Here is a 17,687-nt window from a genome sequence, read left to right as displayed (position 1 = left end):
CGGCCCTGAAAGGCTGCTGTGCCGAGAGACTGCTGCTGCGCTTTTCCAAACAGTTGTGCAGATTACTGTGCCTGTCCATAATCGACCCTGTGAAAAGTGCCTGTCCATGAATGAAAAGTGCCTGTCCATGAACATCACCTGTGCGCCCATCTACGACAATCAATTTCGAGAGGCAGGGTTTGGCCGAACCAGAAACCAACTGAGCAACACCAGCCCACCAAAAGCCGTATAGCAGGCAATAAAGACCCACGGCGGCGCTTGGAAATATAAAAACTGGTGCAGCCAATGGGCTATGAAAGAACCATCGTAGACAGCTTGACCTGCCCTCGCCCGTAGACCCATTTCCCAGGTTGTAAGCGGGCAAATGAAACCAAACCAGGACTGCAAAACGACAACGCCGATTGCAACCAGGTGCACACTACGGAACCACACATTTCTCACCCACTGCCACTTCAGAAAAAAGCCCGCATAAACCAGCATCAGCCCGAAAACGACAAAAGCCACGAACAATACATGCGTGACAAGTATCGCGTCAGCGGCAAAAGAATACAGCGTACTGAAGTTGATAAAACCTCCTAACGCGTCGGTTTGGGGCCTGTGTGGCTGTTCGTGGGCCGTTAGGGGACAGATTTGAAATCTGTCCCCGGGGTGTGTGCCCGGGATGTGTGCCTGTCCATGGTCATTCGAACAAATCATTTCCCAGAGGCTAGCTTATGATACTCTAAGACCTATTAACAGGTCTTAGAGATTTGCTTATGACACACCCCGTTTACACCGAAATTACAGCTAGCATTTCCGAGTTGAAAAAAAATCCGATGGCCGTTGTGAACGCCGGCGAGGGATTTCCGATTGCTGTGCTAAATCGGAACAAACCGGCCTTTTATTGCGTGCCGGCCGATGTCTATGAAGCCATACTGGAGCGCCTGGACGATCAGGAGTTAACTCGTCTGGTAGAGTCTCGCCGCGCAGAACCAGGCATTCCGGTTAACTTAGATGACCTATAAGTACGCCCTTGAGTTTAAAGCTTCTGCGTTGAAGGAATGGAAAAAACTTGCGCCAGTTCTGCAACAGCAGTTTAAGAAAAAACTAAAACAGCGGCTCAAAGAGCCACATGTGCCGGCGGATGCCCTTTTTGGCCTGTCTAACTGCTACAAAATTAAGTTACGTAGCGCCGGATATCGTTTGGTGTATGAGGTCGAGGATAACCGGGTTGTCGTAACCGTGGTGGCCGTTGGCAAGCGGGAGGGTGGCGAGGTTTACAGCCGAGCACACCGTCGATCCTGAGCTGTGCCCGATCCTGAGCTGTGCCTGTCCATGATCATGCCCATGATCAGATTGATAAATAACGATATTAGTTGTGCCTGTCCATGATCAGCTTTTAACAGTGCCTGTCCATGATCACTCAAAAGAAACTGGAAAAAGATGGCTGGGAGTTGGTGCGAGTGAATGGGTGCCATCATCACTTTAAGCATCCCACAAAGCCGGGGCTGGTTACGCTGCCACACCCTAAGTCGGAACTGCCAAAGGGTACATTGAACAATATCTGGAAGCAGGCCGGTTGGAAATAACGGCCCCAAAGGGCCACTGATCACACTTGAGGTAATCGTTATGCGTTTCCCAGTAGCACTTCATACAGATGACGGAAAGAACTACGGCGTTACTGTGCCCGATATTCCTGGCTGCTTCTCTGCAGGCAGCAATGAAGACAAGGCTTTAGACAACGCACGTGAGGCAATTCTTGGTCACCTTGAGCTATTAGCAGAATTTGGAGAAGACATTCCTAATGCAAACTCCATTGCGGAGCACCGTACAAACACAGACTTTGAGGGTGCGGTGTGGGGCTTCATCGAGATCGATGTAACACCATTCCTGGGCAAGGCGGAAAAGATCAATATCACCGTGCCCCGTTTGGTTTTGCGTCAGATTGACAGATATGTGAAGGAGCACCCGAACGAGGCGCGGTCACGCTCTGCGTTTCTATCTGAGGCAGCTTTGGAAAGGATGCGTAAATCGCACGACAAGGCTAAGACCCTGGCATAACGCCGGGTCGCTCTGATTATTGAGAGGAATCTTGTGTGCCGGTCCATGATCCGCTGCCCAGAACAGCAAGAAGGCCCGGGGACGAATCCGCGAGCCTTTTTTGTAAGCATATGATCAATCGAGATATTCGTGGTGCCTGTCCATGATCAGATTTCATTACGTCTACCCATAAACAATCCACTTACCCTGCAAGCAACTGATTAGACTACGAATTAACAGTGTCTGTCCATGATCAGATTTGTGGACAGGCACTCCTTCCTCAGACCCGAACAAAGATCGGGTGGACAAAATCATTACTCGTTGGATCAAGCGCCATTTACAGAGAGTGGCTCCCAAGGCCAGGCTTGATTTGGATCGGTTGAGCAGTTTGGTGGAGGATAGAGATATGTTGGCAGAAAATCTTGAAAATTTGGTTAAGAAGGAGCGACTTGAGGGCATGCTGGCAGGGCGCCAGGAAGGTCGCCAAGAAGGTGAACACATGAAGGCTGAACAAATCGCCCGTAACCTGATCAACCGCACTGAAATGGATGATCAGATGATTGCAGAGATTGCTGGTTTGACGGTTGATGAGGTCAGTCGGTTAAAGTCAGAGATCAAGCACTGACCGCAATTCAATGTGAGCTACAAGCATGGCAACGGCAACCAAGGGACGCGACGACGCGTGGACAGGCACTCGTTCTTGCTCGCCGATATCTCGAAAGAATGGCGGGTGATCGTCGACCAGTTTTATCTGGAGAATTGCCCTTTGGATGCTATAGCCTGTACGACGAACTTGGCCTGAACAAACGTGAAGCCAACGAAATGGTAAAGGCGTTCTTTGACGAGATCCGCGGCGCACTCAGCCACAGCGAACAGGTGAAATTGTCAGGATTTGGCAACTTTGACCTGCGCGACAAAAAAGAGCGCGCCGGCCGCAACCCAAAAACCGGTGAAGAAATCCCCATCTGCGTCCGCCGCGTGGTCACCTTCCGCCCCGGCCAGAAGCTCAAAGCAAAAGTAGAAGCCTACGTTGCATCGAGCAATAAACAGATGGGGACAGATTTAAAATCTGTCCCCGCTTGGAGCTTGGAGGTAGGGGACAGACTTCAAGTCCGTCCCCACTTGAAGTCTATCCCTGGTACAGCCAGATCGAAACCCAGCAACAACAACGAACTACCTGCCATCCCCGGCAAACGCTATTTCGCCATCGGCGAAGTAGCAGAACTGTGCGCCGTAAAAGCCCACGTACTGCGCTACTGGGAACAGGAATTCCCCCACCTGTCCCCAGTCAAGCGTCGCGGTAACCGCCGTTATTACCAGCGCGCAGACGTCATCACTATCCGCCAGATTCGCAGCTTGTTGTATGACCAGGGCCACACCATTGGCGGTGCCAAACAGCAGCTGTCCAACGCCTCTCAGGAGAGTCTGTTGGCTTCTTGGTTCGAGTTCGTAATAGGGAACCGAACTGTCACGGATTCTGGTTTGAAGGATGAGCCAGTCTGGAGACGTCAAGGTATCGGTTATGCATCGTCGTTATAAGGCCGTTCAGGCTTGTTAGTATGCCGAACTGCTTGGAAGATAGGTCAGAATGAACGGCGAGGTGACTGTCCATGATTATATCGGCTTACCCTGCAAGCAACTGATTATACGGCGAATTAACAGTGCCTGTCCATGATCAGATTTGTGATCAATCACTCTATGGCTTGCAGCCAGCTGGCGCGTAGTCATCATCCCAACCAGCAGCTCCGCCTGACGCAGTTTTACAGCTCCAACTACCTTTAGCTGTGCGAGTCAAAGTTACCGTAGAACCTTTAATAGCAGAAGCAACGTCGCCATTGAGCGTGGCCGCCATAGTTAGCTCACCGACGGCAAGAGCTAGTGATGGATTATCTAAAGTCGCACCGTCATCAGCATCGTCAGCCGGATCAGGCACTTCCCCAAGTAAATTCGAACCAGAAAATCCCAATTGTAGTACTGTTACATTATCATCCATCTTACCTTGCAACATCATATCTTCAGCTGCGGTTTTCAGCGAATTCACTTCGCCAACGACACGGGCAACCTGCGCACGAGCCACATAGCTTTGATACTGCGGAATAGCAATCACCGCCAAAATACCAATAATAGCCACAACAATCATCAATTCAATCAGCGTAAAGCCCTGCTGACTATTCTTCATTTGCATATTTCTCACAGGAACACCTCTATCGTTATCGTTAGGAAATCTTTTCAAATTTTAAAATACCGCGCAGAGCCCGTGCCAATTGATTCATTTTCCTAAATATAGCAATAAATCAACGCACTCCCGCCTTTCGTAAAACGACCCCCATTGACCAAAAACCAAAACCCCCACCACCCAACGTCAAAACCTGACAATTTTTGTCACTTCCAACCCGCACACCCCCAACCCACCCCAAGCTTTCCAAACCGCCCCCACCCATCTAAACTCAACCCTCGCTATTACCCGCACCCCAACCATCAGGCTGCAGCGCCCCAATCTATGACAGCAAACACAAGCAACATCACCTTAACGGGTCTGGCACGGCGCTTTGTGAGCGACGGCTTGCTGGATGAATCCACCGCCAAAGACGCCTTTTTGCAGGCGTCGCAAAATCGCATTCCGCTGATTACCTACCTGACCCAACACAAGCTGGCAGACAGCTCAGCGCTGGCGTTTTCGGCGGCCATGGAGTTTGGTATTTCGGTGTTGGACCTGGATGCGTTTTTGCCGGAGATGATGCCAGACAAGCTGGTAGACGAAAAACTGCTGCTCAAGCACAACGCCCTGCCCCTTTATAAGCGTGGCAACCGGCTTTTTATTGCAGTGAGCGACCCCACCAATGTTCAGGCGCTGGATGAAATCAAGTTCAACACCGGCCTAAGTACCGATGCGATTCTGGTGGACGACGCCAAGCTGCGGGCGGCTATCGAAAAGTATCTGGCGTCTAATGAAAGCTCCATGGGCGACTTGGCTGATTCAGACCTTGAAGGCATAGAAACGGAAGGCGCGGAGGGAAGCGAGGACGACGGCGCCGTCGTTGTTGTTGCAGAAATAGACGATGCGCCCATCGTAAAATATGTCAATAAAATGCTGCTGGATGCGATTCGCGGAGGCTCGTCAGACGTTCACTTTGAACCTTACGAGAAAACCTACCGCGTACGCTTTCGCACTGACGGCATTCTGAAAGAAATGTCGCGACCCTCTATAAAGCTGGCACCAAAAATATCCGCGCGAATAAAAATCATGGCGCAGCTGGATATTTCCGAGCGGCGCTTGCCGCAAGACGGCCGCATAAAAATGAAGCTGTCCAAAACCAAGTCCATCGATTTTCGGGTGAACACCCTGCCCACCTTGTGGGGCGAGAAAATCGTACTGCGTATTCTGGACCCCAGCCAGGCCAAGCTGGGCATTGACGCCCTTGGCTATGAGGAAGATCAGAAGAAGCTGTATATGGACGCCCTGGCGCAACCCCAGGGCATGATTCTGGTAACGGGCCCCACCGGTTCCGGTAAAACCGTGTCGCTGTATACCGGCCTGAATATTCTAAACACCGACGAGCGCAATATTTCCACCGCGGAAGACCCGGCGGAAATCAACCTGGAAGGCGTGAATCAGGTAAACGTGAACAACAAAGTAGGGCTTGGTTTCGCCGAAGCGCTGCGGGCGTTTTTGCGGCAAGACCCCGACGTTATTATGGTGGGCGAGATTCGAGATCTGGAAACCGCCAACATTGCCATCAAAGCGGCGCAAACCGGTCACCTTGTGTTATCCACCCTGCACACCAACAGCGCCGCCGAAACCTTAACCCGTATGATGAACATGGGCGTGCCTGCGTTTAATATTGCCACGTCTGTTAGCCTGATTATTGCCCAGCGCCTGGGCCGGCGACTTTGCAGCTGCAAACAGGCCGGAGACGTTCCAAAAGACGTACTTTTAGCCGAAGGGTTCTCAACTGAACAAATTGACACAGGGTTCACGTTGTACCACCCGAAGGGCTGTGATAAATGCACTAATGGTTACAAAGGCCGCGTCGGCATTTACGAGGTGGTTAAAGTAACCAAGCAGCTGGCCAATATGATTATGGAAGAGGCCAGCTCTATCAAGATTGCAAAAGCAGCTCAGGCCGAAGGCTTCCGAACCCTGCGCCAATCCGCCCTGTTAAAAGTGATTGAGGGTGTAACCAGCCTTGAAGAAGCCAACCGCGTGACCAAGGATTAAGCATGGCTCAGAAAGCGAAGAAACTGGAATCCTATATATGGGAAGGCAAAGATCGCCGGGGCAACAAAGCCAAGGGTGAGATGCCTGGCGTTAGCCTGGCTTTGGCCAGGGTCCAGTTGCGCAAGCAGGGCATAGTTCCAGACAAGGTGAAAAAGAAATCCAAGCCCTTGTTCGGTGGCAGCAAAAAAATTACGCCCTTTGACATTGCCATGCTCACCCGCCAGCTGGCCACCATGATGAAAGCCGGCGTACCCCTGGTGCAAAGCTTTGACATTGTGGCCGATGGTTTGGAAAACAAAGGCCTGCAGGAACTAGTGATGTCGGTTCGGAACGACATTGCTTCTGGTAACAGTTTCGCGGGGTCGTTGCGTAAGAACCCCCGTCAATTTGACGACCTATACTGCAATCTGGTGGATTCGGGCGAAAAAGCCGGTGCGCTCGAGAAGATGCTCGACCGTATTGCCACCTACATGGAAAAAACAGAAATTCTGAAGAAGAAAGTTAAGAAGGCAATGACTTACCCCATCGCTGTTGTGGTGGTTGCGATCGTGGTAACGGCCATTTTGCTGGTAAAAGTAGTGCCGCAGTTTGAATCGCTGTTTAACGGGTTTGGTGCGGAACTGCCGGTGTTCACCCAGATGGTGGTGCGCCTGTCAGAATGGATGCAAACCTGGTGGTTCGTGGTGATGCTGGGCATTATCGGCACCATTGTTTTATTCAAAGAGTCAAAACGGCGGTCGCAGAAGTTTTCAGACATTGTCGACAAATACGTGCTGAAGCTGCCGATTATGGGGGAAATTCTGGACAAATCCGCCGTCGCGAAGTTTGGCCGGGTGCTTTCAACCACCTTCGCAGCCGGTGTTCCCCTTGTAGATGCCCTTGAATCCGTTGCGGGCGCGACCGGCAACGCGGTTTATCGGGATGCCATCATGCGCATTCGCAGTGATGTTTCCAGCGGTACGCAGCTTCAGGCTTCTATGCGCGCGCAGGACGTGTTTCCGGTGATGGCGGTTCAGCTGACGGCGATTGGCGAGGAATCCGGTAACCTGGACGAAATGCTGGAAAAAGTGGCCGAGCACTACGAGGCCGTAGTGGATGACATGGTGGACAACCTGACTGCGCTGATGGAGCCGATGATCATGGTTGTGCTGGGCATTCTGGTGGGTGGCCTGATTATCGCCATGTATCTACCGATCTTCCAAATGGGCCAGGTTGTTTAATTCATGGTCGATTTAAGCATTTTTCTGGACACACCCTGGTTGCTGTACACCATGGTTGCTTTTATGTCTTTGTGCATTGGCAGTTTTCTGAACGTGGTTATTTTTCGCCTGCCGGCGATGATGCAGCAGGAATGGCGCTGCCAGTGTGAAGAGCTTTTGGAAGTACCGGATGCCAGGCGGGAACCGGTGAAGGTGATCAGCCTGTCAAAGCCGGCCTCCACTTGCCCCCACTGCGGCCACGGCATTCGCGCCTGGGAGAATGTACCGGTCATCAGCTACCTAGTACTGAAAGGCAAGTGCGCCAGTTGCAGCCAACCGATTTCAGTGCGCTACCCGATTATTGAGCTGGTAACAGCGGTGTTCTCGGTGCTTACCGTGTACCTGCTGGGGCCGACACCTGCGGCGCTTTGGGCGTTATTGCTGGTGTGGGCGCTGATCGCGCTGACGATGATTGATTTTGATACTCAACTGCTGCCAGACTCCATCACCCTGCCCTTGCTGTGGTTAGGGCTGATGGTGAATTACTTTGGCCAGCTGGTGCCTTTTAACGAAGCTTTCTGGGGCGCCGTTGTCGGTTACCTGGCGCTTTGGTCGGTGTACTGGCTGTTCAAGCTGGTGACCGGTAAAGAGGGCATGGGCTACGGCGATTTCAAGCTGCTGGCAGCGCTGGGTGCTTGGCTGGGTTGGACGTTATTGCCGGCGGTTATTCTGTTATCCTCTGTTGTGGGCGCAGCTGTTGGTATAGCCTTGATGGTGTTCAAAAAGCAGGGCCGCGAGGTGCCCATTCCGTTTGGGCCTTATTTGGCCACGGCTGGCTTGCTGTGTTTGTGGTTTGGTGATGAAATTGTGGGTGTGTGGTTCGGTTTTCTTGGTGTACAAACTTGATGCTTAAGCTTGATTTATAAGCTTGGCTGCATAGCTTTGGTTTCATAAGGAGTAGGCGCGCGTATGGCACCCAAAATTGTGGGGCTGACCGGTGGTATTGGATCAGGAAAATCGATGGTTGCCAGCCTCTTTGGCGCCCTTGGCGTGCATTGGGTAGACGCAGACGATGTCGCCCGCCAGGTGGTAGAGCCCGGCACCCGAGCGCTGGAGCTGATTGCCGAGCATTTTAGCCACAACATTTTGACGTCTGGTGGCGCTCTGAATCGCGCAGCCTTGCGCAAGCTGGTGTTTGATGACGCCGACGAGCGAAGGTGGCTGGAAGAATTGATACATCCCATTATTCACACAGAACTTGAGCGCCAGCTAAAGCCCGACGACTACAACTTGCCTTACGTGTTGCTGGTGTCGCCGCTGTTGTTTGAAACCATTCAGCACACCATTACCGAGCGGGTGATTGTGATAGACAGCCCGGAAAGCGTGCAAATACAGCGCACCATGGCCCGGGACAACAACCCGCGAGACCAGGTTGAACGCATTATTGCCGCCCAGATTCCGCGCCAGCAGCGGCTGGATAAAGCCGACCTGATTATTGATAACGGCGGCACCAAAGACAACATGCGCCAACAGGTGCGAGACGCCCACAATGCCCTGCTGGTGGAATTTGGCCATTAACCGGTGCCAGCTATTTGGCGCGGGGTTCGTTACTCTTGCTGCATTGCTTACAGCGCCATCAACCCATGCACTGGAACCTTCAATACAGTTCTACCAGCGATCTATTCCACAGCACCTTGCCCCGCAGGCGTTACCCAGCAACTTTTACGACTTCGCGCCAGAGGAATATTGGGCCGAACCGGAAGATTCCTATTGGATGACCTTCAGTAACTGGGTGCTGTTGCAGGAGCGCACTCAAGGTGAGCGCGTGGGACAGCTGGGGCAGTGGGCAGACCGAACCCTGTCCGGCGAACGTCACAGCTTACCAATGAACGAGAGTTATTTGCGGCTAAGCTTTGCCACCGAAACCCGTGCCGGCGCAATGTTGGATTTTGAGCCAGAGGTGCGCTTTCGGGTGGATATACCCACTGCCCGCAAAAAGCTCAGACTGGTGATTGAAAGCGAAAGCGACGAGCTGATTCCGCTGGCAGAGCGGCAGCGCGACCGTCAGCTTACAGAACCGGAACGCTCTTCAACCGGTACCACGGGCGCTCTCCGGTTTTTGGGCCAGGTGGGTGACTCGGTTAATTTCTCCAATGATTTTGGCGCGCGCCTGCACTTGCCCCCCGATGCATTCTGGCGCGCCACCGTGCGCAAGAACTGGCAGCCATCTGGCGACTGGGGCTTGTTGGCTCAACAGCGTTTTTATTATTACCATCAAAACGGCTGGGGTTCGCGCAGCTGGTTTGAGGCGCGGCACGATTTAGGTAAGGGCTGGGAGTTTATAAACTCGTCTGAGCTTGAATGGGTACACAGCGACAGGGAGTTTGTGGCAGCCCAAGTGTTTAGCGTTAGCAAGCGGTTGAATAACCGTGCGGTGCTTACGCCCCGTGTGGGTGTGCTGGGTGAAAGCCAGCCCGGCTGGCGTACCACCGAAGCCTTTGCCGACGTAACCTGGCGCTATCGTATGTACAGCGACTGGTTGTTCGGAGAGGTAATTCCGGCGCTGCAGTTTGAGCGGGAGAATTCGTTTAAAGACGACAGTTCACTGGTTTTGCGACTGGAGATGTATTTTTCCGGCAACATTGTTCGGCGCAACTAACGCCTATGCCCCGCCATAACGCGAAAGATGCCACTGAAGCCCTTACACTCACGCCCATTGCTATCACCCGCTCCTGCTTTGCTGATAAGTTTGGCGTGCCGCGGCAGCCGGGGTTAACCCGCCACGCCCACGCCGACTTGCTGATTCAGCCGCCATTTGACCGCGAGGACGCTTTTCGCGGCTTGGAGAGCGCCAGCCACCTTTGGCTAACATTTCAGTTCCACCAGGCGGTGCGAGCCGAGTGGCGGCCTGTGGTGCGGCCACCCCGTTTGGGAGGCAACCAAAAGATTGGCGTGTTTGCCAGCCGTTCGCCGTTTCGCCCCAACAGCCTGGGGCTGTCGGTTGTGCGTAACCGCGGGCTGGTGCGCAAGCAAGGCAAGCTGGTGTTGCAAATCAGTGATCACGACTTAATTGAAGGCACACCCATTCTGGACATAAAGCCCTACCTTCCCTTCGCAGACGCGGTAAGCGGCGCACACCTGGGTTGGGCCGCGGAGGCGCCGGTAGAGCGTTTGCCGGTGGTATTTTTACCCGAGGCACAGCAGCAGCTGGATGAGCTTTGTTCAGAGCATTCTTTAGAAAATTCGTCAAAGGAATCTCCACAAAAATATCCGGATTTTGCTTCGCTGATTGAGGATGTGGTGAGCTACGATCCGCGCCCGTCGTTTCGCCGCGGCCGCGAAGAAGAGCGAATTTACGGCGCGCATCTGTACGATGTGAATGTGCGTTTTCGATTTGTGACCGACGAAACCGGCAGCCGCGTAGAGGTGCTGACGGTTTGTTAAGCTGTTTTCGTTAGGTTTTTTACTTCATAAATAATCAGATAAATTTCTTTCACCAATGATTAGATAGGTTGCCATGAACGTTGAATGCCCCACCTGCCGTAAAACCGTGAAATGGACCGATGCCAATCCGGAGCGCCCATTCTGCTCGCACCGCTGCAAGTTGATTGACCTGGGCGCCTGGGCCAATGAGGAGTACCGGGTACCGGCACAGAATGTAAGCTCGGAAGACCTGGACCAACTGGACCAGCTGGAAGACGACACCCGGCACTGAGTGCTTTTTAAAAAACAGTGTGGATTGTGCTGACCATTCATACCCAGCGGTTACGGGCTTTTAAGTTGTGGGTTTCCGTCGTGCGCTTTATCATCACTTTAAGAGCATTCCGCCATTGCCGGCCGCTTACACTTTCGTTCATGACCCACTCATCACTCTTTCATCACCAAAAAGGTAGCATTATGAAAGCCTCTCGTATTTCCCTGATGGCCCTGTCACTTGCTATGAGCGCAGCACCTGCGCTTGCCAGCGATGTTGACCTGAGCTTGACCAAAGATTCCGCAAAAGCACAGATGAACTTTTTTGACAGCCGCGACGACATGCAGTTGGGCGCCGGTTACACCTACCACGAAGGCAGCCGCCACATCGGCAACGTGGATTTTCACGCCCAAGGCCGCACAGCCCTTGGTAATCTGCCTACCACCGCAGGCCTTGGTATGCGACTGATCGGTTGGGACGACGACCGGGTCGACGGCGGCGCTTTGGCGCTGGGTGGCTATGCAACGGTGAATATTCCCGATGTACCGGGTTTGTCTGTCACTGGCGGCCTGCACTATGCGCCCAGCATTCTGGCGTTTGGCGATTCCGATGACATGACCAGCCTTGAAGCCCGTGTCAGCTACCGTGTCATTCGTAACGCAGAGCTGTTTGGTGGTTACCGCTACCTGAACACAGATTTGGATGGCCGCAGCGATCTGAACCTGGATGAAGGCGTTATGGCCGGTATGAAATTGTACTTCTGATCGATTTGCCGCCAGGCCTGAAAAAATCCCCGGCCCGCGCACTGCGGCCCGGGGATTTTTGTGTATTGGCCGCGCTGCTGGTATTTTAATCACCTAACCACAATAACCAATCAGGTTATTACCGAGCCCAGAGGTGATATGTCAGTCAACACAGGCGCACCTTCCCCCGCTGCCAAGAAGCGTCATGCTTTGGCGTTCATTCTATTGCTACTTGCCGGTGCTTTGTTTGGAGCATTTTATAAACCGTCACCTGGTGCATTCAGCAGCCGTGACTATGCCGGCGAGGAGTTTCAGTTTGCCTCGCTACCGGCGTTGCCCGGCTGGGCCAATGCACCTTTGCCAGATTTTTCTGGCTACGCCGATACTGACGAAAAAAAAGCCGCTTTTTTTGAATTTCTGTTCCCCCGCATTGTGCTGGCCAACAGCCGCATTTTATTGGAACGCGAGTACCTGGACGCTTTGGCGGCAAAATCCGAGTTTACCGGCAAAGAAAAGCAATGGCTGAAAGACGAAGCCAAGCGCCTGCGGGTAGACCCTGCGCCGGCGGGCAAAGCCCAGATTGCCAAGCTGAAAAGGCGCCTGGACGTAATACCGCCGTCGCTGATTATGGCCCAGGCGGCTAACGAGTCCGCTTGGGGCACGTCGCGTTTTGCGGTGGAAGGGAACAATCTGTTCGGCCAATGGTGTTTCACCGCTGGCTGCGGCCTGGTGCCGCTTAGCCGGGTGTCGGGGGCCAGCCACGAGGTAGCGAAGTTCTCTTCACCCTATCGTTCGGTACTGGCCTATATCCAGAACCTGAACCGCCACCCTGCCTATCAAACATTGCGGGATATTCGCCTGACCGATCGCAAACAACAGGAACCGCTGTCTGGCAAGGGGCTGGCTGCAGGGTTGGAGCTTTACTCCGAGCGCGGGGACGAGTACATCGGCGAGATAACGGCGATGATTCGCAATAACAATCTGAGCGTTTACGATCAGGCGTTTGCCGAGATTTTGCAGGATCGTACCCCGGCTCACTTGCAACAACTGGCCAGCGCTCGCAATATTAACGAACTGATGCCGCGCTAGAAGCGGCCGGTAACCAGAAGCATTGTTGACTTAAAGCAAGCCAGTTTTCGGATTAAAACTGGTTATCATCCATGGAAGGAATACATCATGAGCAACCTCATAGTCGCCTGCGTTGGCGACACTCACGTTTGTCCCGTTCGCGGCCACGGCAGCAGTCCCATTATTGCGAACGGCGCGACCCCGGAAGAAATTGACGCCTCGAAACGCCATGCAGAAGGCCAGTCTGACTTCCGCCCCAAAGTGACCGTTGAAGCTGGCATGTTCTTCGACGGCACCGGCAACAGCCGCGATAACTCAGGTGCCTTTGAGCGAAAAGTAGATGAAGGCCTGACCGCTCAGGCAGCGAGAGCCACCAGTGAGGAGGCCTGCAGCGCTGAAATCTCGCAACTGATGGAGGGGAGTTATCTTAATGCTGAGACCAATGTGCTGAAGCTCCACACGCTTTATCAGCCCTTTTCCACCGACACGCTCACCGTAGAGAATCACCGTATCCGCGTATACGCCTCAGGCGCTGGCACCAAATCCGGTAAAGAGGACGATGCCTGGGCCATGGGAACCGGTATGGGGGAACGTGGGATCCTAGCCAAGATTAGATCGGGTTGTGATGATGTCGCATCACGAATTGACCGTGCAACAAGTGAACCAATTGACGAGCTGATACTCGACGTTTTCGGCTTCAGCCGGGGAGCCGCAGCCGCCCGGCATTTTGTGAACGAAGTATGGGATGGCGCTGGTGGTGGCCGATAGGCATCACTGGTGCTCTGGAGGCTTATATGGAACGTGAGGGTGATTACCTCAAACAACACGGACTTCAGCTTGATCGTTGGTGAAGATCATTTACGAAGAAGCGCGCTGAGGGTAGGCCTGGGTGTCAATACCAATACAGGCCGGAGGGCCAGCCCATTTCAAGATTTAAAAATGCCCCCGGGTTGATGCAAATCAGATAGCGTGCGATCACCCCGTAGATTGAGGGTGTGGTGGCTCACCAGTCGGGCCACCTGTTGAGACGGTTACGCTGGCTATAGCTTATGCGCGGGCCTACAATGAAATCAAATGAGTAATTGGAGGCTATCAAATGTCGGCTCGTGATGACATGCACGGCACACCAAATCAGGGTGAGCTGCGTGGAAGATCAGTGAATCCAAAAGTTTTTCGTCCTTCAAATGAAGAAGTTGCGCCTGGTACTGTTCGCTGGATTTCTAATCCGGAACATTTTTTTATCGATGTTGTGATGGGTATTGACGCTGAAGCTGTTGATAAGCGCCATTTGAATCTTTACAAGATCATCAGCGAAGGCGTCCCATTAGAAAGTGTTCATCGGATCAAAAAAGTTCTCAAGCTTCCTAAAGACAAAGTGCTGAAATATCTGGACATCTCACAAGCTACCTTTAATCGTAGAATGAAAGGTGAGGCGAAACGACTTACCGGCAGAGAGTCAGGCCAGGTCTATCGCTATTCCCGATTGATCTCTCTTGCTACCAACATGTTTCATGGTGACCAGGAAGAGGCGCTGCGGTGGCTCAAATCCCCAGCCTACGCTTTTAAGGGCGAGACGCCTCTGGAACATGCTCGAACGGAATATGGCAACAATGAGGTTGAAACTCTCATTGGCAGAATGGAGCACGGCATACCGTCATGAGTGTTATTACTCTCTGGCGCATGAGTGCTCCACAGCACGCAAAAACCATTGATGAGATGCTTAGTGGGTCTATCGTTACCCAGCGCGGTCATCCCCGGCGAGCGTAACGTCATCCTTCGACCAACGCACCCGGACTTCAAACAGGTTCGTGTCGGCACTATTGAACCTTTCAGCTTTGATGATCGAATCTTCGCTGAAAACTAAAACTTCTTTCGCCCTTGTTGGATTTTCCAACTTTCAGCAGCAACATCCGCACGCCGGGTAATGGGAATGCAGATTTGGATCCTATTCGGGGCCTGAGGTTTAAAGCACGCCCAAGTCGCGGGCTCGAACAATGGCCTGGGTACGGGATTTTACACCCAGCTTGGCGTTTATTCGGCGGGCGTGGGTTTTGACGGTGTGCAGTGAAATGTGCAGTTTGTCTGCGACTTCCTGATTCGACAGGCCGCGGGCAATACACTCTAACACGCCTTTTTCCCGTTCGCTGATGGGCTCGGCCAGGGGCGCAACCGTGCTTGTCGCGGCTTTGATGCCGAACAGTTTTGCCAGAGCGTCGGTGAAAACATTGGCTGGGAGTTGGTCAAACGTTTGCCGTAGCAGCGGCTCAAGCTCTTGTTTGAGCTCGTTAAACGGGCTGATGAAATGCTCTTTGGCGGCCAACTCAACAATACTCACCAGGCGTTTGGCGGCTTGGGCTGGGCTTTTTTCCCGGGCAAGCAGCGCGGCGTCTAACAGGCTCATGTGCATGTCTACGCCCATGGGAATAGCATCGCGATAGCCAGCACGCAGGCCGTTCAGCCGGGTTCTGGCCGCGCCATATTCCCCGCGGGCCATGGCAATGCGCACTTGTAGGCAATCCATCAGCCCCGGCATGGTAGGGAAGAGTTCCGGTGAATAGCCAGCCTGGCGATAAGGCAATATTTTGGCCAGCGCCTGGGCCGCTCTGTCTGTCTGGCGCTGTGCCAGCCAGCACGATGCTTTCAATGCTTCCAGTACCGGCACGTAAAGGTCGCCGTCGACCTGCCATGACTGCATGGTGCGTTCAGCGCGAGCAATCCAGGCAAAGGCCTCGTCAAAATGGCTCTGGCCGCGGCAAATGAATACCCGTAAACACATAGCCATTAACAGACCCAGATCCCGGGTTTGTTCGGCCTGACGGGTGCACACGGCCAAAACCCGATCTACATCCTGATATCTACCCTGGTGCCATAACACCAGCGCGAGATTCAGCTGTAGCCGGATTTCCCCTACCCGCGCCGGCCGCGCCAACTCTTGCATGGCCGTGTCCAGACTGCTGCGCAGCAGGTGTTCGGTATGGCGAAGTTCGCCTTTGCTCAGTTCGATGCGGGCATGGGCGTAAACCGCCAGGGCTTCGGAGCCGGTATCGCCAGCCTGTCGCGCCAGGCGTGCGGCTTCGCGGCTGGCCTGCCGGGCATCGGCGAAACGGCCGAGCGCACATAAGGCGCTGGATCGCACCAGTTGGGTAACCAGCTGGCCCTGAACGGATAACTCCGGATCTTCGAGGGCAGCTTCGGCCAGCACAAGGGCCGGCTCTACCTGGCCCTGTGAACGAGCAATAAACGCCTGTAAGGCCTGAATTCGCCCAAGTGGAATATCGTGTGTTTCCACCTCGCCCAGATGTTCAACCAGCTCGGTTGCCTGGCGACATTGCCCGCCAATGGCGTGTACCCAGCCAAAAACCAACCGCAGCCGCGGATTGGCGGCCAGCACCGTTGCCGGCAAGCTACGCCGCAGGCGTAACAGCGATGCGGTGTCTTGCCCCAGCAGTAGAGCTTCGGAGCCTTCCGCGGCCATGCGCCGAATCTGCCCCACGTCTGCAGACAACAGAGCGTATTTCAAACCTTCGGAGTACTGCCGACGCTGGGCGAACCACTCACTCACCCGCAACATGCGCTGGGCGCTGCCGCTCAATACCGGCGTTTGCAACCAATCCAGCAGCAGTGGATTCAGCCGATACCAGCGACCACGGCCGGCCATCAGCTTTGCGGGCAAGCCGCGCTCGACCGCCTGTGAGGGTACTATTTGCGTAAGTGTTATGGAGGTAGGCGTTATCTGCGAAAGCGCTGTTTGTGAAGGTGCTGAGGCTCGTTCAGCCGTAGTATCCGCCAAGGCAGTGAACAAATCGTCAGAAAACACGTCAAGCTCGGCCAGCGCCCGTAACGCCAACAGCTGCGCGTTTGTGTAATGGCCCAATACGGCATCCGCCAGAAACTTCTGAACACTTGCGGTGTCTTGCAGGGCTTTGCGCTCGCGGCCACTGCGCAGCTCACCGCGGTACAAGCCAAGGGGCGTTGGCCAGCCTTCGGTGAGGCTGTAAAGATGGTCTACCGAAACGGTGGTCAACTGCTGTTGCCGCAGTTCGCTGGCGAAAAATTCAAACACTTCGCTGCGACTGAATTCGAGTTTATCCGGGCCGAGGCTGGTAAAACGGTTTTGCAGCTCTAGGGAATGGGTACTGATTGCTAATGGGCCACGGGATATGCCTAGCAGGCGCAATTGCGCTGGCAGGTTATCCACCAGTTGTTGCAACAATGCCAAGGCCGCCGGGTTGCTGATTGCATCCAGGTTGTCTAGCACCAGCACTTGAGGCAGAAAACTCGCCGAATCCGGCCTTTCTGTGGCCGCCAGCAACCACTGCAAGCCGTCAGCAAAGGCTCCGCTGTGTGCAGGTTCAGGCTGATTCAGCGCTACCGCTAGAAGCATTAAAAAACGCTCGGGGGCGTTATCTTGAGCGTTCAGGGTTAACCAGCGAATATGAGCGGGGGAGAAATCAGACGCCAGCAACGCCTGGGTAACGGCGGCCGACTTGCCATAGCCGCAAGGGCCGTGAATGTTCAGCAATCCGGCGGGCACCACGTTGGCCATCAGCGCCTGATTTAACTCCGGCCGAACCAGCAAACCGTGCAGATGTTTTTCATCAAATGGCAGTTTTACCCGCTGCTGCAGGAGCTCACGTACTCGCTCGCCACGCTGAAGCGCGCTGTTAGCGGTCTGGAATTCGTCGTTTGCTGCTTTACCCTGTTCAACTTGTTTCACGCACTGCCCCGTCGATACCGGCGCGTGG

Annotated in this window: 20 protein-coding genes and 1 pseudogene; 18 read left to right on the top strand and 3 right to left on the bottom strand. The window is 53.8% G+C overall.

Annotated features, from left to right (window positions below; translation table 11 throughout):
• Nucleotides 1-159 precede the first annotated feature (159 nt).
• The gene (locus ATG98_RS12770; protein ID WP_179888297.1) at nucleotides 160-552 is read right to left on the bottom strand and encodes a DUF2784 domain-containing protein; all 393 of its coding nucleotides are present in this window, start codon (nucleotides 550-552) and stop codon (nucleotides 160-162) included.
• Between the two features lie 203 nt (nucleotides 553-755).
• Here ATG98_RS12770 and ATG98_RS12765 point away from each other — a divergent pair, with 203 nt between their 5' ends.
• The 7 genes and pseudogenes from ATG98_RS12765 to ATG98_RS12735 all read left to right on the top strand — a co-directional run bounded on the left by ATG98_RS12765 (nucleotide 756) and on the right by ATG98_RS12735 (nucleotide 3,558).
• Complete coding sequence (locus ATG98_RS12765) at nucleotides 756-1,004, top strand: type II toxin-antitoxin system Phd/YefM family antitoxin (protein ID WP_098423361.1); 249 nt, start codon at nucleotides 756-758, stop codon at nucleotides 1,002-1,004.
• A complete protein-coding gene (locus ATG98_RS12760) occupies nucleotides 994-1,284 on the top strand; it encodes a type II toxin-antitoxin system RelE family toxin (RefSeq protein WP_098421417.1) in 291 nt (96 codons plus the stop codon). The genes ATG98_RS12765 and ATG98_RS12760 overlap by 11 nt, the downstream gene beginning before the upstream one ends.
• 110 nt (nucleotides 1,285-1,394) lie before the next feature.
• The gene (locus tag ATG98_RS12755; protein ID WP_098421416.1) at nucleotides 1,395-1,568 is read left to right on the top strand and encodes a type II toxin-antitoxin system HicA family toxin; all 174 of its coding nucleotides are present in this window, start codon (nucleotides 1,395-1,397) and stop codon (nucleotides 1,566-1,568) included.
• Between the two features lie 40 nt (nucleotides 1,569-1,608).
• The gene (locus ATG98_RS12750) at nucleotides 1,609-2,040 is read left to right on the top strand and encodes a type II toxin-antitoxin system HicB family antitoxin (RefSeq protein ID WP_098423360.1); all 432 of its coding nucleotides are present in this window, start codon (nucleotides 1,609-1,611) and stop codon (nucleotides 2,038-2,040) included.
• A gap of 280 nt (nucleotides 2,041-2,320) precedes the next feature.
• The gene (locus ATG98_RS12745; RefSeq protein WP_228706127.1) at nucleotides 2,321-2,644 is read left to right on the top strand and encodes a hypothetical protein; all 324 of its coding nucleotides are present in this window, start codon (nucleotides 2,321-2,323) and stop codon (nucleotides 2,642-2,644) included.
• A gap of 98 nt (nucleotides 2,645-2,742) precedes the next feature.
• Nucleotides 2,743-3,063, top strand: a pseudogene (ihfA, locus tag ATG98_RS12740) (integration host factor subunit alpha); the annotation flags it as partial.
• 87 nt (nucleotides 3,064-3,150) lie between these two features.
• Complete coding sequence (locus ATG98_RS12735; RefSeq protein WP_416376598.1) at nucleotides 3,151-3,558, top strand: MerR family transcriptional regulator; 408 nt, start codon at nucleotides 3,151-3,153, stop codon at nucleotides 3,556-3,558.
• A 157-nt stretch (nucleotides 3,559-3,715) separates the two neighbouring features.
• Here the strand turns inward: ATG98_RS12735 and ATG98_RS12730 are convergent, their stop codons facing one another.
• Nucleotides 3,716-4,198 carry a pilin gene (locus tag ATG98_RS12730; RefSeq protein ID WP_098421846.1) on the bottom strand — a complete coding sequence of 161 codons (483 nt, stop codon included), beginning with the start codon at nucleotides 4,196-4,198 and terminating at the stop codon, nucleotides 3,716-3,718.
• 321 nt (nucleotides 4,199-4,519) lie between these two features.
• Between ATG98_RS12730 and pilB the strand changes: the two genes are divergently transcribed.
• The 11 genes from pilB to ATG98_RS12675 all read left to right on the top strand — a co-directional run bounded on the left by pilB (nucleotide 4,520) and on the right by ATG98_RS12675 (nucleotide 14,602).
• Entirely contained in the window at nucleotides 4,520-6,238 is a 1,719-nt protein-coding gene (gene pilB, locus ATG98_RS12725) for a type IV-A pilus assembly ATPase PilB (protein ID WP_098423357.1), read from the top strand.
• A 2-nt stretch (nucleotides 6,239-6,240) separates the two neighbouring features.
• Nucleotides 6,241-7,458 carry a type II secretion system F family protein gene (locus ATG98_RS12720; RefSeq protein ID WP_098423356.1) on the top strand — a complete coding sequence of 406 codons (1,218 nt, stop codon included), beginning with the start codon at nucleotides 6,241-6,243 and terminating at the stop codon, nucleotides 7,456-7,458.
• 3 nt (nucleotides 7,459-7,461) lie between these two features.
• Entirely contained in the window at nucleotides 7,462-8,343 is an 882-nt protein-coding gene (locus tag ATG98_RS12715; RefSeq protein ID WP_098421411.1) for a prepilin peptidase, read from the top strand.
• Between the two features lie 63 nt (nucleotides 8,344-8,406).
• Nucleotides 8,407-9,015, top strand: a complete 609-nt coding sequence (gene coaE / locus ATG98_RS12710; protein ID WP_098421410.1) for a dephospho-CoA kinase — start codon at nucleotides 8,407-8,409, stop codon at nucleotides 9,013-9,015.
• The gene (locus tag ATG98_RS12705) at nucleotides 8,987-10,096 is read left to right on the top strand and encodes a hypothetical protein (RefSeq protein ID WP_179888144.1); all 1,110 of its coding nucleotides are present in this window, start codon (nucleotides 8,987-8,989) and stop codon (nucleotides 10,094-10,096) included. The genes coaE and ATG98_RS12705 overlap by 29 nt, the downstream gene beginning before the upstream one ends.
• Nucleotides 10,097-10,101: 5 nt before the next feature.
• The gene (gene tsaA / locus ATG98_RS12700) at nucleotides 10,102-10,881 is read left to right on the top strand and encodes a tRNA (N6-threonylcarbamoyladenosine(37)-N6)-methyltransferase TrmO (RefSeq protein WP_098423354.1); all 780 of its coding nucleotides are present in this window, start codon (nucleotides 10,102-10,104) and stop codon (nucleotides 10,879-10,881) included.
• A 73-nt stretch (nucleotides 10,882-10,954) separates the two neighbouring features.
• Nucleotides 10,955-11,152: a DNA gyrase inhibitor YacG gene (gene yacG / locus ATG98_RS12695; RefSeq protein WP_098421408.1), complete on the top strand. Its 198-nt coding sequence runs from the start codon at nucleotides 10,955-10,957 to the stop codon at nucleotides 11,150-11,152.
• A 182-nt stretch (nucleotides 11,153-11,334) separates the two neighbouring features.
• A complete protein-coding gene (locus ATG98_RS12690) occupies nucleotides 11,335-11,895 on the top strand; it encodes a YfaZ family outer membrane protein (RefSeq protein ID WP_098423352.1) in 561 nt (186 codons plus the stop codon).
• 138 nt (nucleotides 11,896-12,033) lie between these two features.
• Nucleotides 12,034-12,963 carry a glucosaminidase domain-containing protein gene (locus ATG98_RS12685; RefSeq protein WP_098421406.1) on the top strand — a complete coding sequence of 310 codons (930 nt, stop codon included), beginning with the start codon at nucleotides 12,034-12,036 and terminating at the stop codon, nucleotides 12,961-12,963.
• A gap of 87 nt (nucleotides 12,964-13,050) precedes the next feature.
• Nucleotides 13,051-13,710 (top strand): DUF2235 domain-containing protein, encoded by a 660-nt coding sequence (locus tag ATG98_RS12680; RefSeq protein ID WP_228706126.1) that lies wholly within the window; start codon nucleotides 13,051-13,053, stop codon nucleotides 13,708-13,710.
• A gap of 328 nt (nucleotides 13,711-14,038) precedes the next feature.
• Nucleotides 14,039-14,602, top strand: coding sequence for an antitoxin Xre/MbcA/ParS toxin-binding domain-containing protein (locus ATG98_RS12675; RefSeq protein ID WP_007348856.1), 564 nt, complete (start codon nucleotides 14,039-14,041; stop codon nucleotides 14,600-14,602).
• 303 nt (nucleotides 14,603-14,905) lie between these two features.
• Here the strand turns inward: ATG98_RS12675 and ATG98_RS12670 are convergent, their stop codons facing one another.
• Entirely contained in the window at nucleotides 14,906-17,659 is a 2,754-nt protein-coding gene (locus ATG98_RS12670; RefSeq protein ID WP_098423350.1) for a LuxR C-terminal-related transcriptional regulator, read from the bottom strand.
• Between the last annotated feature and the right edge of the window lie 28 nt (nucleotides 17,660-17,687).

The organism is Marinobacter sp. LV10R520-4 (assembly GCF_002563815.1).
In the GTDB taxonomy this organism is placed as follows: domain Bacteria; phylum Pseudomonadota; class Gammaproteobacteria; order Pseudomonadales; family Oleiphilaceae; genus Marinobacter.
This window is presented reverse-complemented; position numbering and strand designations above follow the sequence as displayed.

Coding starts and splice junctions, on each gene's coding strand:
- ATG98_RS12765 (WP_098423361.1), top strand. CDS start 756: ATGACACACCCCGTTTACACCGAAATTACAGCTAGCATTTCCGAGTTG.
- ATG98_RS12760 (WP_098421417.1), top strand. CDS start 994: ATGACCTATAAGTACGCCCTTGAGTTTAAAGCTTCTGCGTTGAAGGAA.
- ATG98_RS12755 (WP_098421416.1), top strand. CDS start 1,395: ATGATCACTCAAAAGAAACTGGAAAAAGATGGCTGGGAGTTGGTGCGA.
- ATG98_RS12750 (WP_098423360.1), top strand. CDS start 1,609: ATGCGTTTCCCAGTAGCACTTCATACAGATGACGGAAAGAACTACGGC.
- ATG98_RS12730 (WP_098421846.1), bottom strand. CDS start 4,198: ATGAAGAATAGTCAGCAGGGCTTTACGCTGATTGAATTGATGATTGTT.
- pilB (WP_098423357.1), top strand. CDS start 4,520: ATGACAGCAAACACAAGCAACATCACCTTAACGGGTCTGGCACGGCGC.
- ATG98_RS12720 (WP_098423356.1), top strand. CDS start 6,241: ATGGCTCAGAAAGCGAAGAAACTGGAATCCTATATATGGGAAGGCAAA.
- ATG98_RS12715 (WP_098421411.1), top strand. CDS start 7,462: ATGGTCGATTTAAGCATTTTTCTGGACACACCCTGGTTGCTGTACACC.
- coaE (WP_098421410.1), top strand. CDS start 8,407: ATGGCACCCAAAATTGTGGGGCTGACCGGTGGTATTGGATCAGGAAAA.
- ATG98_RS12705 (WP_179888144.1), top strand. CDS start 8,987: ATGCCCTGCTGGTGGAATTTGGCCATTAACCGGTGCCAGCTATTTGGC.
- tsaA (WP_098423354.1), top strand. CDS start 10,102: ATGCCCCGCCATAACGCGAAAGATGCCACTGAAGCCCTTACACTCACG.
- yacG (WP_098421408.1), top strand. CDS start 10,955: ATGAACGTTGAATGCCCCACCTGCCGTAAAACCGTGAAATGGACCGAT.
- ATG98_RS12690 (WP_098423352.1), top strand. CDS start 11,335: ATGAAAGCCTCTCGTATTTCCCTGATGGCCCTGTCACTTGCTATGAGC.
- ATG98_RS12685 (WP_098421406.1), top strand. CDS start 12,034: ATGTCAGTCAACACAGGCGCACCTTCCCCCGCTGCCAAGAAGCGTCAT.
- ATG98_RS12680 (WP_228706126.1), top strand. CDS start 13,051: ATGAGCAACCTCATAGTCGCCTGCGTTGGCGACACTCACGTTTGTCCC.
- ATG98_RS12675 (WP_007348856.1), top strand. CDS start 14,039: ATGTCGGCTCGTGATGACATGCACGGCACACCAAATCAGGGTGAGCTG.